The following is a 16,133-nucleotide window of genomic DNA, read 5'->3' as shown; positions in this document are numbered from 1 at the left end:
TTCGTTCGATCGCATCGACTGTATTTGGGACTACTTCGTAGTCCAACGGGGGCAAGCCCCCTCACCACAACAAGACTCGCTCCTACAGAGAGCTGTGCTCGATCAGAGACCGTAGCTCATCAGGCGCTCATAACGGCGGGCCAGCAGCGCGTCGTTGTCGAACTTCTTCAGCATCGCCAGTTGCGAGCTCAGTTCCGCACGGATCGAGGCAGCAGCAGCGGCCGGATCACGGTGCGCGCCACCCAGCGGCTCGCTGATCACTTTATCAACGATACCCAGGCCTTTCAGGCGCTCGGCGGTGATGCCCATGGCTTCAGCGGCATCCGGGGCTTTCTCGGCGGTTTTCCACAGGATCGAGGCGCAACCTTCCGGCGAGATCACCGCGTAGGTCGAGTACTGCAGCATGTTCAGCTGGTCGCAAACGCCGATCGCCAGCGCACCGCCGGAACCACCCTCACCGATCACGGTGGCGATGATTGGGGTTTTCAGGCGGGCCATGACACGCAGGTTCCAGGCAATCGCTTCGCTCTGGTTACGCTCTTCAGCGTCGATACCAGGGTATGCACCCGGGGTGTCGATGAACGTCAGGATCGGCATTTTGAAACGCTCGGCCATTTCCATCAGACGGCAGGCCTTGCGGTAGCCCTCAGGGCGCGGCATGCCGAAGTTGCGGCGAACCTTCTCGCGCACTTCGCGGCCTTTCTGGTGGCCGATGATCATCACCGGCTGGTCGTCCAGACGGGCAACACCGCCGACAATCGCAGCGTCGTCGGAGAAGTGACGGTCACCGTGCAATTCATCGAACTCGGTGAAAATGTGTTCAATGTAGTCCAGGGTGTACGGGCGACGTGGGTGACGCGCCAGACGCGCGATCTGCCAGCTGGTCAACTTGCCGAAGATGTCTTCGGTGAGCGTGCTGCTCTTGTCCTGCAAGCGGGAGATTTCATCGCCGATATTCAGCGAATTGTCATTACCGACCAAGCGCAACTCTTCGATCTTGGCTTGCAGGTCGGCGATCGGCTGTTCGAAATCAAGAAAATTCGGGTTCATAGGCGTCCGTCTTGGGTCGACGTCCAAGAGAGCTTGGGCCGGCCGGTTGTCTATTCGCGCCTTACCTTAAGGGACAGGCGCGTTCAGGTCGAGATTAAAAATTGGGTCAAGGTCAAGGCCAAGCTTTCAAAGGTAAAGAATGGCACCTGACCGTCAACGGTATTGGAGGAAGACGTTGTCTCGCCCGAACTGGTCACGCAGGGCTTGAATCAAGGCATCCGCCGGATCGATTCGCCAGGTCTCGCTGAACTGCAACAAGGCCTTGGCGTCAGGACTGGTGTACTCCATGGTAATCGGACACGCACCACGATGACGCTTGAACAACTCACCCAGCCAGCGTAGCTGATCGCCTTTGAGGTCTTGGGTCTGGACCTTCAAGCGCAGGCTTTCGGCCAGGTTGGTGCGTGCGTCCTCCATGCTCATCACCCGCTTGACCCGCAAGCGCAGGCCACCGGAGAAGTCGTCATTGCTGACTTCGCCTTCGACCACCACCATCGCGTCAGTCTGCAACAGCGACTGCGCGGAATGGAACGCCTCGGCAAACAGCGACGCTTCGATCCGCCCCGAGCGGTCGTCGAGGGTGATGAACCCCATCTTGTCGCCCTTCTTGTTCTTCATTACCCGCAAGGCGATGATCATGCCCGCGACCGTCTGTGTATCACGCGCCGGTTTCAAATCGATGATGCGTTGACGGGCAAAGCGGCGGATTTCACCTTCGTATTCGTCAATCGGGTGACCGGTCAGGTACAGCCCCAGGGTATCTTTCTCCCCCTTCAGGCGCTCCTTGAGCGTCAGTTCCTTGGCCTTGCGGTGATTGGCGTAGACGTCGGCGTCTTCCTCGACAAACAGACCGCCAAACAGGTCGGCGTGGCCACTGTCGTGGGTCCGTGCGGTCTGCTCGGCCGCCTTGATCGCTTCTTCCATGGCCGTCAGCAAGACTGCGCGATTGCGGTCGATGTTGGCCTGATAGGCTTTCGGTTCGTCGTGGAAGTACGGGCCGAGCCGGTCCAGCGCACCACTGCGGATCAACCCGTCGAGGGTCCGCTTGTTAATGCGCTTGAGGTCGACACGAGCGCAGAAATCGAACAGATCCTTGAACGGCCCTTCCTGACGCGCTTCGGTAATCGCTTCAACCGGCCCCTCACCGACCCCCTTGATCGCCCCCAGACCGTAAATGATCCGGCCTTCGTCGTTCACCGTGAACTTGAACTCCGAGGTGTTCACGTCCGGCGCGTCGAGGCGCAGCTTCATGGTCCGCACTTCTTCGATCAAGGTCACGACCTTGTCGGTGTTGTGCATATCCGCCGAGAGTACCGCCGCCATGAACGGCGCCGGGTAGTGGGCTTTCAGCCAGGCAGTCTGGTACGACACCAGGCCGTAGGCGGCAGAGTGGGATTTGTTGAAGCCGTAACCGGCGAATTTCTCCACCAGGTCGAAAATGTTACCGGCAAGGTCAGCATCGATATTATTGGTCGCGCAACCTTCAATGAAGCCGCCCCGCTGCTTGGCCATTTCTTCGGGCTTTTTCTTACCCATGGCCCGACGCAGCATGTCCGCACCACCGAGGGTGTAACCGGCCATGACCTGAGCGATCTGCATCACCTGTTCCTGATACAGGATGATGCCGTAGGTCGGCGCCAATACTGGCTTGAGGCCTTCGTACTGGTAATCCGAGTGCGGGTACGCCAGCTCGGCGCGACCGTGCTTACGGTTGATGAAGTCATCCACCATGCCCGATTGCAACGGGCCTGGACGGAACAACGCCACGAGTGCGATCAAGTCTTCCAGGCAGTCGGGCTTGAGCTTTTTGATCAGCTCTTTCATGCCGCGCGACTCGAGCTGGAATACCGCGGTGGTTTCAGCTTTTTGCAGCAGCGTATAGGTCGGCTTGTCGTCCAGCGGGATAAACGCAATATCCAGCGGCGGCTCATTGACCTTGGCGCGGTCGCGGTTGATGGTTTTCAGCGCCCAATCGATGATGGTCAGGGTTCGCAGCCCCAGGAAGTCGAACTTCACCAGACCGGCCGCCTCGACGTCATCCTTGTCGAACTGGGTTACCAGGCCACCACCTTCTTCGTCGCAATAGATCGGCGAGAAGTCGGTCAGCTTGGTCGGTGCGATCACCACACCACCGGCGTGCTTGCCGACGTTACGCACAACGCCTTCAAGCTTGCGCGCCATCTCCCAGATTTCCGCGGCCTCTTCATCGACCTTGATGAAGTCGCGGAGGATTTCTTCCTGCTCGTAGGCTTTTTCCAGGGTCATGCCGACTTCGAAGGGGATCATCTTCGACAGACGATCCGCCAAACCGTAGGACTTGCCCTGCACCCGCGCCACGTCACGGACCACAGCCTTGGCTGCCATGGAACCGAAGGTGATGATCTGGCTTACCGCGTTGCGGCCGTATTTCTCGGCCACGTAGTCGATCACCCGGTCACGACCGTCCATGCAGAAGTCGACGTCGAAGTCGGGCATGGATACCCGTTCCGGGTTCAGGAAACGTTCGAACAGCAGGTCATATTCCAGCGGGTCGAGGTCGGTGATCTTCTGCACATAGGCCACCAGCGACCCGGCACCCGACCCACGGCCAGGACCTACCGGTACGCCGTTGTTCTTGGCCCACTGGATAAAGTCCATAACGATCAGGAAGTAACCGGGGAAGCCCATCTGGATGATGATATCCAGCTCGAAATTCAACCGGTCGACATAGACCTGACGCTTGGCCTCGTAATCTTCGGTGGTGTCCTTGGGCAGCAGAACGCTCAAGCGCTCTTCCAGGCCGTCAAAGGAGACTTTGCGGAAATACTCGTCGATGGTCATGCCATCGGGAATCGGGAAGTTGGGCAGGAAGTGCTTGCCGAGCTTCACATCGATATTGCAGCGCTTGGCAATCTCGACGGTGTTTTCCAGCGCTTCGGGCAAGTCGCTGAACAACTCGGCCATTTCCTCGGCGCTTTTGAGGTATTGCTGGTCACTGTAGTTCTTCGAGCGGCGCGGATCGTCGAGCGCCCGCCCTTCACCGATGCATACGCGGGTTTCGTGAGCGGCGAAGTCTTCCTGCTTGATGAAGCGCACGTCGTTGGTGGCCACCAGCGGTGCGCCGATCTTGTCAGCCAGGGCCACGGCGGCGTGCAACTGTTCTTCGTCGTTGGGGCGATTGGTGCGCTGGATTTCCAGATAGAAGCGATCCGGGAATACGGCCATCCACTCCCGGGCCAGAGTCTCGGCCTCATCAGGATTGCCACCGAGCAAGGCGATACCAATCTCGCCCTCCTTGGCCGCCGACAACATGATCAAGCCTTCGTTGGCCTCGGCCACCCACTCGCGCTCGATGATGACCTGGCCATTGCGCTGGCCATCGATAAAGCCACGCGAAATCAACTCGGTGAGGTTGCGGTAGCCAACGGCGTTCATCGCCAGGAAGCTGATCCGGCTCAGCGGATTGTCAGGATCCTTGTTCGACAGCCACAGGTCAGCGCCACAGATCGGCTTGATCCCGGCGCCCATGGCGTTTTTGTAGAACTTGACCAGGGAACACATGTTGTTCTGGTCGGTGACCGCCACGGCAGGCATGTTCATGCCGACCAGGGTCTTGACCAGCGGTTTGATCCGCACCAGACCGTCGACCAGGGAGTATTCAGTGTGCAGGCGTAGGTGAACGAATGAAGCCGGCATAGTGATCCTGTCTGAAAACGTGAAGACAACAAGGCCCGGATTGTACCGGGCCTTGGCAAAAACATCAGCCTTGTGACTAGCTCTCGATCAAACCCTCGCGGGCCTCATAAGCAAGGCGCACCGGCGCGAACGAACGCCGGTGAATTGGTGTCGGCCCCAGTCGGGCCAAGGCTTCCAGATGAACGGGCGTCGGGTAGCCTTTGTGGCCGCCGATACCATAACCCGGGTAAACCAATTCGAATGCCGCCATTTCGCGATCACGGCTGACTTTCGCCAGAATCGATGCCGCTGCGATGGCCGGAACCTTGCTATCGCCTTTGACCACCGCTTCAGCCGGCATGGCCAGCTTCGGGCAGCGGTTGCCGTCGATCATCGCCAGCTTCGGCGTGATGTGCAGACCTTCGACGGCACGCTGCATGGCCAGCATGGTGGCGTGCAGAATATTCAGCTCATCGATTTCTTCGACTTCGGCACGTGCGATGCACCAGCTCAGGGCTTTCTCGCAGATTTCGTCGTAGAGCTTTTCACGGCGTGCTTCGGTGAGTTTTTTCGAGTCATTGAGCCCGAGAATCGGCCGGTTCGGATCGAGGATCACCGCCGCCGTCACCACAGCGCCGCAAAGCGGGCCACGACCCACCTCATCGACACCGGCGACCAGATCTTCGACGTCTGCGACGAGGGTAAAATCCAGACCCATTTGCATCTTTACGTTACTCACTGAGATTTGCCGATCAGATTGAGGACGGCATCTGCGGCCTGGTTCGAGGCGTCGCGACGCAAGGTCCGGTGAATCTGGTCAAAACCGGTGGTTTGCTCTTCACCACCATCGATCAATGGCGACAGCGTCAGCGCCAATGCCTCGGGGGTCGCATCGTCTTGCAGCAATTCGGGCACCAGCAGACGCTGGGCCAGCAAATTCGGCAAGGAGATGTAAGGGCTTTTCACCATGCGCTTGAGAATCCAGAACGTCAGCGGCGCCAAGCGGTACGCCACGACCATCGGCCGCTTGTACAACAGCGCTTCCAGCGTGGCGGTTCCCGAAGCAATCAGCACCGCGTCGCAAGCGGCCAGCGCCTGATGGGAACGGCCATCGAGCAAGGTCACCGGCAAATCGCGGCCCGCCAACAGTTCTTCGAGCTGCACACGGCGCTCGGGGCTGGCGCACGGCATGACGAACCGCACACCCGGCCGCATGGCCCGCAAACGCTCGGCGGTGTCGAGGAACAAGGCCCCCAGGCGCCCAACCTCCCCACCCCGACTGCCTGGCATCAGCGCAACCAACGGGGCGTCTTCTGGCAATCCCAGTTCGGCGCGCGCAGCCGAGCGGTCAGCCTCAAGAGGAATCGCATCGGCCAGGGAGTGACCGACAAACCGCACCGGCACGCCTTTCTCTTCATAGAATTTGGCTTCAAACGGGAACAGCGTGAGCATCAGATCGCAGCCTTCGCGAATCTTCAGCACGCGCTTTTGACGCCATGCCCAAACCGATGGGCTGACGTAATGCACGGTCTTGATCCCGGCCTGACGCAGTTTGAGTTCGATGTTAAGGGTGAAATCCGGAGCGTCGATGCCGATGAAAACATCTGGCTTTTCGGCGATGAGGGTCGCGATCAGTTTTTTGCGACGAGCCAACAGCTCACGCAAGCGGCCGAGCACCTCGACCAGGCCCATGACCGCCAGACGCTCCATCGGGAAGTAAGACGTCAGACCTTCAGCCTGCATCAGCGGACCGCCGACACCGATAAACTCAACCGCAGGATGCTGTGCCTTGAGCGCCCGCATCAGACCTGCGCCCAGAATATCGCCGGAGGCTTCGCCCGCCACCAGTGCAACACGCAGACTGGCCATGATTAACGGGTGATGCCGCGAGTCGAAGACTGAATGGAGTCACGGAATATCGCGACTTCCGGAAACTCTTCCGACGGCTCGGCCAACTCGGCAAGCGCTTGTTCGACTGTCAAACCCTGGCGATAAACCACTTTGTAGGCACGGCGTAATGCGTGGATCGCCTCTTCGCTGAAACCACGGCGACGCATGCCTTCGAAGTTCATGCTGCGGGCTTCGGCAGGGTTGCCGAACACCGTGACATAGGCTGGAACATCCTTGCCAATGGCTGTGCCCATACCGGAAAAGCTGTGGGCGCCAATATGGCAATACTGATGAACCAGGGTAAAGCCTGACAGGATCGCCCAGTCATCGACATGCACATGACCAGCCAACGCGGTGTTGTTGACCAGGATGCAGTTATTGCCGATAACGCTGTCATGACCAATGTGGGCATAGGCCATGATCAGGTTGTGGTCGCCCAGGGTCGTTTCGGAACGATCCTGAACGGTGCCACGGTGAATCGTCACGCCTTCACGGATCACATTGTGGTCACCGATCACCAGACGGGTTTCTTCACCCTTGTACTTCAAATCGGGCGTGTCCTCACCTACCGAGGAAAACTGGTAAATGCGGTTGTGCTTACCAATACGCGTCGGCCCTTTGAGAATCACGTGCGGGCCAATCACTGTTCCCTCGCCGATTTCCACACCAGCGCCGACGATCGACCATGGGCCGACCTCGACGTCGTCGGCCAGAATGGCCGTCGGATCGATGATTGCGCGAGGGTCAATCAAACTCATAGCTTGCGTTCCGCACAGATGATTTCAGCAGAGCAGACTGGCTTGCCATCGACCGAAGCCTGGCATTCGAACTTCCAGATCTGACGCTTGCAACTGATGAACTTGGCTTCAAGAATCAACTGATCGCCCGGCAGAACCGGCTGGCGGAAACGCAGCTTGTCGGAGCCGACGAAGTAGTAAAGCGTGCCATCGGCCGGCTTGACGTCGAGCATTTTGAAACCAAGGATCCCGGCAGCCTGAGCCATCGCTTCAATGATCAATACGCCTGGCATGATTGGATGCGCCGGGAAGTGACCATTGAAGAACGGCTCGTTGATGCTGACATTCTTGTAGGCGCGAATGCGCTTGCCCTCAACATCCAGCTCCACTACCCGGTCCACCAACAGGAACGGGTAACGGTGAGGCAGGTATTCGCGAATCTCGTTGATGTCCATCATTTCGGGGGGAAGCCTATGTAAAGATTGGGAGCGCGCGACTGACGCACACTCCTCTAGCAAATCAAGGAGGCAGTCTAACGGCTGTGCACACTTGATATGGAAATGGTATCAGCCATCTGATGAAGCATTGCCGTCAGGGGTCACGTCCCCAACACGCTTTTCCAGCTGTCGCAGACGTCGCGCGATATCATCGAGTTGACGGATACGTGCGGCGCTTTTGCGCCACTCGGCAGCCGGTTGCATAGCTGTCCCGGAGGAATAGGAACCCGGCTCGGTAATCGAGTGAGTCACCATGGTCATCCCGGTCAGGAATACGTTGTCGCAAATATCAATGTGTCCGACCAGCCCCACACCACCTGCCAGCATGCAGTGCTTGCCGATTTTGGTGCTGCCGGAAATCCCCACGCACGCCGCCATGGCGGTGTGATCACCGACTTGCACGTTGTGGGCGATCTGAATCTGGTTATCGAGCTTCACGCCATTGCCGATGATGGTGTCAGCCAACGCACCGCGGTCGATGGCGGTATTCACGCCAATCTCCACATCGTCACCGATCAATACCCCACCCACCTGGGCGATCTTCTGCCAGATGCCTTTTTCGTTGGCAAAACCAAAGCCTTCACCACCGAGCACGGCACCGGACTGAATCACCACGCGCTTGCCGATGCGTACGTCGTGGTACAGCGTCACACGCGGGGCCAACCAGCCGCCCTCACCGATCTCGCTGCGCGCACCGATGAAGCAGTGGGCACCGACCGTCACGCCGGCGGCAATTCGCGCAGCACTTTCGATCACGGCAAACGCGCCAATGCTCGCAGCCGGATCAACCACTGCGTCCGCTGCCACCACCGCTGTCGGATGGATACCGGCAGCAGCCTTGGGCTTGGGGTCGAACAGATGGGAAACCCGGGCGTACGCCGCATACGGATCAGGCACAACCAGCGCATCACCGGCAAAACCTTCTGCGTCAGCGGCCTTCAGCAACACGGCTGCGGCCTGGCTGTCAGCCAGATATTTACGGTATTGGGGGTTTGCCAGAAAGCTCAACTGAGCTGGGCCAGCCTCCTGCAAGGTGGCTAGCCCAGTGATTTCTTTCTCCGCGGAGCCACGGAGAGTGGCCCCGAGGAACTCGGCCAATTGACCGAGCTTTATAGTCGCTGTCATGGATTACTTCAGCTGATTCATGCGCTCGATAACCTGGCGAGTGATGTCGTACTGAGGCTTGACATCAATCACTGCGCCACGCTCGAAGACCAGGTCAAAAGCACCTTTCTTGATGACTTCTTCCACAGCGCTGTCCAGTTTCGGCTTGAGCTGCTTCAGCATTTCACGGTCAGCAACGGCTTTGGCTTCGTTCAGTTCTTTGGACTGGAACTGGAAGTCACGGGCCTTTTGCTTGAATTCAAGCTCAAGACGCTCACGCTCGCCCTGGGCCATCTTGTCGCCACCGCTTACCAGACGATCCTGAATGCCTTTGGCACTGCTTTCCAGGGTTTTCAGCTTGGTCAGCTGTGGCCCGAACTTCTTCTCGGCATCCACGGCGTACTTCTTCGCCGCGTCAGATTCCAGCAGAGCCATTTGATAGTTCAGTACCGCGATTTTCATTTCGGCAAATGCCGGGGTTGCTACCAGGACAGTTGCCAGGAGAACCAATTGAGTCAACTTACGCACGATGCACTCCTACAAAATCCATTGTCGTTATCTTGGATCAGGCTATTAGAAAGTCTGACCGAGGGAGAATTGGAACACCTGAGTCTCCGCATTGCTGTCCGGTTTCTTGACCGGCATTGCCAAGGCAAAGCTCAACGGACCAAGGGCGGTAACCCATGTCACACCTACACCCACCGAACTGGCCATATTGCTCAGGCTGATGTCGTTGCACTGCGTATTGGAAGGAGTGCCATTGGTATTCTTGACCTGGTCGCACTTGGAGTCGAACACGTTACCGACGTCCCAGAACACAGAGGTACGCAGGGATCGCTGGTCCTTGACGAAAGGCAATGGGAAGAGAACTTCTACACCACCTTGAATCAGGACGTTACCACCAAATGGCAGCGGATCCTGGTCCGGGTCGGCGAGTGTGCCCTGATTCCCGGTTGTCCCAGCACCCCGACTCGGCGTACTACGAGGCCCCAATGTACTGTCCTTGAAACCGCGTACCGAGTTGAAACCACCAGCATAATAGTTCTCGTAGAACGGCAGCCCGTTCGTAGAACCATAACCATCACCGTAACCCAGTTCGGTGTGCAGGCGCATGGTGTAGTTCTCAGACAATGGCTGGAACAACTGACCACGGTAGTCGAGCTTGAAGAAGGACAGATCGCTGCCCGGGGTAGTGGCTTCCAGTGTCAGGTTTTGCGAGTGACCACGGGTCGCCAGCACGCCTTTGTTCAGGGTCGATTCAGACCAACCGGCCGAAGCCTTGAAGTTCAGGTACTGGTCGCCTTGCGTGTTAACAAAGTTGAAAATCTCGTCAACGGTGTACTGACCGGTCTTGATCTTGTCTTGCTGCGCCGTCAGACCAAAGGTCAGACGCGAAGTCTCGCTGATCGGATAACCGACGTTGACACCTGCGCCCAAGCTGTCTACCGCATAGCTCGATACGTTGACGTCGAGGTTTTTGTAGTCAGTGGTGCGATAGAAAGCGTTGTAACCCAGGCTCACGCCATCGGCTGTCCAGTACGGGTCGACATAACCGAAGTTATAACGGCTCTGGTATTGGCTACGGGTCAAGCCGATGCTGACCTTGTTACCGGTACCCAGGAAGTTGTTCTGGGTAATCGAACCACCCAGGATCAAACCGGCGCTCTGAGCAAAACCAACGCTGGCAGTAATCGAACCGGAAGGTTGCTCTTCAACGGCGTAGTTCACGTCAACCTGGTCATCGACACCCGGTACAGCCGGAGTCTCGACGTTGACCTCCTTGAAGAAGCCCAGACGTTCCAGACGGGTCTTGGACTGGTCGATCAGGTAGGTCGAAGCCCAGCCACCTTCCATCTGGCGCATTTCACGACGGAGCACTTCGTCTTCCGACTTGGTGTTGCCGCGGAAGTTGATACGGTTTACGTAGGCACGCTTGCCCGGATCGACCACAAAGGTGATATCAACGGTGTGATCGTCGTCATGCGGAGTCGGTACGCCGTTGACGTTGGCGAAGGTGTAGCCCTCGTTACCCAGGCGACGGGTGATCAACTCGGAAGTCGTGGTCATCAGCTTGCGCGAGAACACCTGACCTTTTTGCACCAGCAGCAGCGCCTTGACCTGGTCTTCAGGGACCTTCAGGTCTCCGCTGAGCTTCACGTCACGAACGTTGTACTTCTGACCTTCGTTGATGTTGACGGTGATATAGACGTGCTTTTTGTCCGGAGTGATCGACACCTGGGTCGAAGCGATATCCATGTTGATATAGCCACGGTCCAGGTAGTAGGAACGCAGACGTTCCAGGTCACCGGAAAGTTTTTCACGAGCATACTTGTCATCGTTCTTGAAGAACGACAACCAGTTGCTGGTCTTGAGTTCGAACAGGTCGATCAGGTCTTCGTCAGGAAAAACCGTGTTACCCACCACGTTGATGTGCTGGATAGCCGCGACAGTGCCTTCGTTGATATTGACCTTCAAGCCAACGCGGTTGCGCGGCTGAGGAACAACTTCAGTGTCAACGGTGGCCGAGTAGCGACCTTGAGCGACGTACTGGCGCTGCAGCTCGTTACGCACGCCTTCAAGCGTCGCACGCTGGAAGATCTCGCCTTCGGCCAGACCGGATTGTTTAAGGCCTTTCATCAGGTCTTCAGTGGAGATCGCCTTGTTGCCTTCGATCTCGATACTGGCGACCGACGGGCGCTCGACTACAGTAATGACCAGGACATTGCCATCGCGGCCCAGCTGGATATCTTGAAAGAAACCGGTTTTGAACAGCGCACGAGTGGATTCCACCAGGCGACGATCATCCGCCTGTTCACCGACGTTCAACGGCAAGGCACCAAAGACGCTACCCGCGGATACCCGCTGGAGGCCATTGATACGAATATCGGAGATAGTGAAGGACTCGGCGTGAACTTCGGCGATCATCAATACGGTGAGAACCGCAGTTAGCAGCAGACGTTTCATGAAGTCCTTTCTTATTCCAACTGGCAATAAACAAACTGCCGCAAAATGCGGCAGATTCGCAATTCAGCGAAGCGTTACAGTCGACCCAGATCGTTGACCAGAGCAAGCAACATCACCCCGATCACCAAACTGATACCGATCTGTATCCCCCAACTCTGCACCCGATCCGACAAGGGACGACCACGCGCCCACTCGATCAGATAAAACAACAGATGCCCCCCATCCAGTACAGGAATGGGCAGCAAATTCAGAACACCCAAGCTAATACTCAGATAAGCCAGGAAATTCAGGAAATCAGCGACACCCGACTGGGCAGAAGCGCCCGCCACTTTAGCAATGGTTATCGGTCCACTCAAGTTTTTTACCGAGAGCTCGCCGAACAACATTTTCTTTAGTGAATCAAGGGTCAGCACACTCATGGTCCAGGTGCGTCGAGCACCTTCGCCAATCGCGGCCACGGGACCGTAGCTGACCTCGCGAATCATCTCTGGTGGCCAATCGATGGCCTTCACCCCGGCACCCAGATAACCACTGGCTACTTTCGCCTTGTCGCGAGTTGCCAAGGTAACCGGGACGTCGATTTGAGCACCGTCACGCTCGATATGCAGCACAATTTTGGTATCAGGACGCACACGCACCCAATCGACCACTTGCTGCCAATCGGTCAGCGCCTGGCCATCGAGCGCCAGCAGACGGTCACCGGTCTTCAGGCCTGCTGCCTGCGCCGGGCCCTTAGGGTCCAACTCTGCCAACACAGGCGGCAATGCCGGACGCCAAGGACGGATACCCAACGAACGAATCGGGTCCGGCTCATCAGCCCCCTTGAGCCAGTGATCCAGGACCAGCTCGCGCGGCGAATCGGCGGTAGAGCCCTGTTCGCGCACCAGCAATTGCAACGAACCACTTTCACCAAGACGCCGGACCAGCTGCAGATTCACCGCTGCCCAACCCGAAGTCGGCTCACCATCGATGGCGACGATTTCCTGCCCCGGACTCAAACCGGCCTTGGCGGCCATGCTGCCGACTTCAACGGCGCCGATGACAGGACGCACCTGCTCGGTGCCAAGCATCGCCAGCACCCAGAAAAACGCCAGTGCCAACAAAAAGTTGGCGATAGGCCCGGCAGCTACGATGGCGATGCGCTGACGAACGGATTTGCGATTGAAGGCCTGATCAAGCTGCTCAGCCGGAACTTCGCCTTCACGCTCATCAAGCATCTTCACGTAACCACCCAAAGGGATGGCAGCGATCACGAACTCGGTGCCACGCCGGTCATGCCAGCGCAGCAATGGCAGGCCGAAGCCCACGGAGAAACGCAGAACCTTGACGCCACAGCGACGCGCGACCCAGAAATGGCCAAATTCATGGAAGGTGACCAGCACGCCCAAAGCCACCAGGGTGCCGACAATCATATAGAGCGCGCTCATCTACTTTCTCCGCAATCCTATTCAGTGCTGCTGTGGGCAAACCCGCCGCAACACCTATCGCCCGTGACGACTCAACCAACGCTCGGCCAGGACACGCGCTTTCGCGTCCGCAGTGAAAACCGCATCGAGATCATCGACCGAAACCACAGGTTCGAGGTTTAACACCTCTTCGATGATACTCGCGATTTCCAGGTAACGGACACGTCCATCGAGAAAGGCCGCAACAGCCACCTCATTCGCGGCGTTCAGCATGGCCGGAACACTGTTCCCGGCCTCTGCCGCCTGGCGCGCCAGACGCAAGCACGGGAAACGTTCTTCGTCAGGCGCCTGGAAGTCCAGACGCGCGATTGCAAACAGGTCCAGCGGCGCAACCCCGGAATCGATGCGCTCAGGCCATGCCAGTGCATTAGCGATCGGCGTCCGCATATCCGGATTGCCCAACTGCGCCAATACCGAACCATCAACATAGTCGACCAGCGAATGAATCACGCTTTGCGGATGAATCACCACCTCAACCTGTGACGGCTTGGCATCAAACAGCCAACAGGCCTCGATCAGCTCCAGGCCTTTGTTCATCATGCTGGCCGAATCGACCGAAATCTTGCGCCCCATCGACCAATTGGGATGGGCACATGCCTGCTCTGGCGTAACATGCGCCAACTCAGCCATGGATGTCTGCCGGAACGGACCGCCAGACGCTGTCAGCAAAATCCGTCGAACGCCTACAGCGCCGAGTCCACGAGAAAAATCTGCGGGCATGCACTGAAAGATCGCATTGTGCTCGCTGTCGATCGGCAGCAGCACCGACCCGCTCTTGTGCACGGCCTGCATGAACAGGGCGCCGGACATCACCAGCGCCTCCTTGTTGGCCAGCAGAATCTTCTTGCCCGCCTCCACCGCCGCCAGCGTCGGACGCAACCCCGCCGCACCGACAATCGCCGCCATCACCGCATCGACTTCAGCGTCGGAAGCGACCTGACACAGACCCTCCTCCCCCACCAGCACGCGCGTAGAAAGGCCCGCAGCCCGCAAATCGTCTTGCAGACGCCGGGCAGCCACGAGCTCCGGCACAACAGCAAAGCGCGGCACATGGCGGACGCACAAGGCCAACAGCTCACTCAGGCGAGAGAAGCCGCTCAAGGCAAAGACTTGGTAGCGCTCAGGATGACGCGCGATGACATCAAGGGTGCTCAGGCCAATAGAACCGGTCGCCCCCAGGACAGTGATCTGTTGTGGGCGGCTCACGATGCTGCCATCCACAGCAATACCGCAAACACCGGAATCGCCGCAGTGAGACTGTCGATACGATCCAGAATGCCGCCATGACCCGGCAGCAGATTACTGCTGTCCTTGATACCCGACTGGCGCTTGAACATACTTTCGGTCAAATCGCCGACCACCGAGATAAACACGATAATCGCCGCGCCGATCAACCCTTTCAGCATCTCGCCGACCGTCCAGTCACGCACCAGACCAACGATGGCGGTGATCACCAGGCTCAGCAGCAAGCCGCCGTACACGCCTTCCCAGCTCTTGCCAGGACTGACCTGCGGAGCAAGCTTGCGCTTGCCGAATGCCCGACCGGAAAAGTAAGCGCCAATATCTGCACCCCAGACCAATACCATCACCGCCATGATCAACCAGTTACCCAGCGGCTCTTGCTTGATCAGGATCAAACCTTGCCAGGCCGGCAACAGGATCAGCAGGCCGATAACCAGCTTGCAGGCCGCACTGGCCCAATGCTCACTGGTCTTGGGGTAGGTCAGCACCAGGTAGGTTGCCACCGCCCACCAGAGCACGGCAGCACCCAGCACCCAGGGCGAAAGCCCCGGCAGCACATGCATGACAAACAGCATCGCCGCGACCAACGCGGCATAAGCGACACGCATTGGTTGAGCAGTGAAACCTGCCAGACGCGCCCATTCCCAGGCACCAAGAGTCACGACCAGGCCGATAAACAGCGCAAAACCGGAGCCCTCGAGCAGAAAAAATCCGCACAGGGCGATCGGCAGCAGGATCAGCGCAGTGATGATTCGTTGTTTAAGCATTAAACCCGGGCTCCAGCCTCGACCTGCTCACTCGTTTTACCGAAGCGACGCTGGCGAGAAGCGAAATCGGCCAATGCGTTACGCATGGCTTCGTGTTTGAAGTCCGGCCAGAACAGGTCGGAGAAATACAGCTCGGAGTACGCCAATTGCCACAGCAGGAAGTTGCTGATGCGATGCTCGCCACCGGTACGAATGCACAAATCCGGCAACGGCAGATCACCGGTAGCCAGACAGGTCTGCAGCAATTGCGGAGTAATGTCGTCCGGACGTAAATGCCCGGCCTGAACCTCTCGCGCCAGACGTTGGGCTGCCTGGGCGATATCCCATTGGCCGCCGTAGTTGGCCGCGATCTGCAGGACAAAACGATTGGCGCCGACGGTCATTGCCTCCGCCTCACGCATGGCGGCCTGAAGCTCGGGATGAAAGCGCGAACGATCGCCGATAATACGCAACGTGATGTTGTTGTCGTTGAGGCGCTTGGCCTCGCGACGCAACGCCTTGAAAAACAAATCCATCAAGGCGCTGACTTCATCGGCCGGACGCTGCCAGTTTTCACTGGAGAAGGCGAACAGGGTCAGTACTTCAACCCCGGCCTCAGCGCACACCTCAATAACCGCGCGCACAGCATCGACGCCAGCCTTGTGCCCGGCAACACCGGGCAAGAAACGTTTTTTAGCCCAGCGATTATTACCGTCCATGATGATCGCGACGTGGCGCGGCACCGAGGACAGCACTGGCTGCTTGGTCTTTTCCATGAAGGCG

13 protein-coding genes are annotated in these 16,133 nt (G+C 58.1%); all 13 read right to left on the bottom strand.

Annotated features, from left to right (window positions below):
• Nucleotides 1-102: 102 nt before the first annotated feature.
• Nucleotides 103-1,050 carry an acetyl-CoA carboxylase carboxyltransferase subunit alpha gene (locus AABM55_RS06130; protein WP_019692099.1) on the bottom strand — a complete coding sequence of 316 codons (948 nt, stop codon included), beginning with the start codon at nt 1,048-1,050 and terminating at the stop codon, nt 103-105.
• Nucleotides 1,051-1,203: 153 nt separating this feature from the next.
• Complete coding sequence (gene dnaE / locus AABM55_RS06125; RefSeq protein WP_347929086.1) at nt 1,204-4,725, bottom strand: DNA polymerase III subunit alpha; 3,522 nt, start codon at nt 4,723-4,725, stop codon at nt 1,204-1,206.
• 76 nt (nt 4,726-4,801) lie between these two features.
• Complete coding sequence (gene rnhB, locus AABM55_RS06120) at nt 4,802-5,428, bottom strand: ribonuclease HII (RefSeq protein WP_347929999.1); 627 nt, start codon at nt 5,426-5,428, stop codon at nt 4,802-4,804.
• Between the two features lie 11 nt (nt 5,429-5,439).
• On the bottom strand, nt 5,440-6,576 hold the full coding sequence (gene lpxB, locus AABM55_RS06115) for a lipid-A-disaccharide synthase (RefSeq protein WP_347929998.1): 1,137 nt from the start codon (nt 6,574-6,576) through the stop codon (nt 5,440-5,442).
• Nucleotides 6,576-7,352 carry an acyl-ACP--UDP-N-acetylglucosamine O-acyltransferase gene (gene lpxA / locus AABM55_RS06110; RefSeq protein ID WP_103315513.1) on the bottom strand — a complete coding sequence of 259 codons (777 nt, stop codon included), beginning with the start codon at nt 7,350-7,352 and terminating at the stop codon, nt 6,576-6,578. Before lpxA ends, lpxB begins: the two co-directional genes overlap by 1 nt.
• A complete protein-coding gene (gene fabZ / locus AABM55_RS06105) occupies nt 7,349-7,789 on the bottom strand; it encodes a 3-hydroxyacyl-ACP dehydratase FabZ (protein ID WP_007978374.1) in 441 nt (146 codons plus the stop codon). The genes lpxA and fabZ overlap by 4 nt, the downstream gene beginning before the upstream one ends.
• 108 nt (nt 7,790-7,897) lie before the next feature.
• Complete coding sequence (gene lpxD, locus AABM55_RS06100; RefSeq protein WP_054595916.1) at nt 7,898-8,953, bottom strand: UDP-3-O-(3-hydroxymyristoyl)glucosamine N-acyltransferase; 1,056 nt, start codon at nt 8,951-8,953, stop codon at nt 7,898-7,900.
• A 3-nt stretch (nt 8,954-8,956) separates the two neighbouring features.
• Nucleotides 8,957-9,460, bottom strand: a complete 504-nt coding sequence (locus AABM55_RS06095) for an OmpH family outer membrane protein (protein WP_019692093.1) — start codon at nt 9,458-9,460, stop codon at nt 8,957-8,959.
• 45 nt (nt 9,461-9,505) lie between these two features.
• A complete protein-coding gene (bamA, locus tag AABM55_RS06090) occupies nt 9,506-11,896 on the bottom strand; it encodes an outer membrane protein assembly factor BamA (protein WP_347929085.1) in 2,391 nt (796 codons plus the stop codon).
• A gap of 74 nt (nt 11,897-11,970) precedes the next feature.
• Nucleotides 11,971-13,323, bottom strand: a complete 1,353-nt coding sequence (gene rseP / locus AABM55_RS06085) for a sigma E protease regulator RseP (RefSeq protein WP_054595914.1) — start codon at nt 13,321-13,323, stop codon at nt 11,971-11,973.
• A gap of 54 nt (nt 13,324-13,377) precedes the next feature.
• Nucleotides 13,378-14,568, bottom strand: coding sequence for a 1-deoxy-D-xylulose-5-phosphate reductoisomerase (ispC, locus tag AABM55_RS06080; RefSeq protein WP_347929084.1), 1,191 nt, complete (start codon nt 14,566-14,568; stop codon nt 13,378-13,380).
• Complete coding sequence (locus tag AABM55_RS06075; RefSeq protein WP_347929083.1) at nt 14,565-15,371, bottom strand: phosphatidate cytidylyltransferase; 807 nt, start codon at nt 15,369-15,371, stop codon at nt 14,565-14,567. Before AABM55_RS06075 ends, ispC begins: the two co-directional genes overlap by 4 nt.
• A complete protein-coding gene (uppS, locus tag AABM55_RS06070; protein ID WP_054595911.1) occupies nt 15,371-16,126 on the bottom strand; it encodes a polyprenyl diphosphate synthase in 756 nt (251 codons plus the stop codon). Before uppS ends, AABM55_RS06075 begins: the two co-directional genes overlap by 1 nt.
• Nucleotides 16,127-16,133 lie beyond the last annotated feature (7 nt).

The sequence above is a fragment of the Pseudomonas helvetica genome (genome assembly GCF_039908645.1).
GTDB classification, from domain to species: domain Bacteria; phylum Pseudomonadota; class Gammaproteobacteria; order Pseudomonadales; family Pseudomonadaceae; genus Aquipseudomonas; species Aquipseudomonas helvetica.
This window is presented reverse-complemented; position numbering and strand designations above follow the sequence as displayed.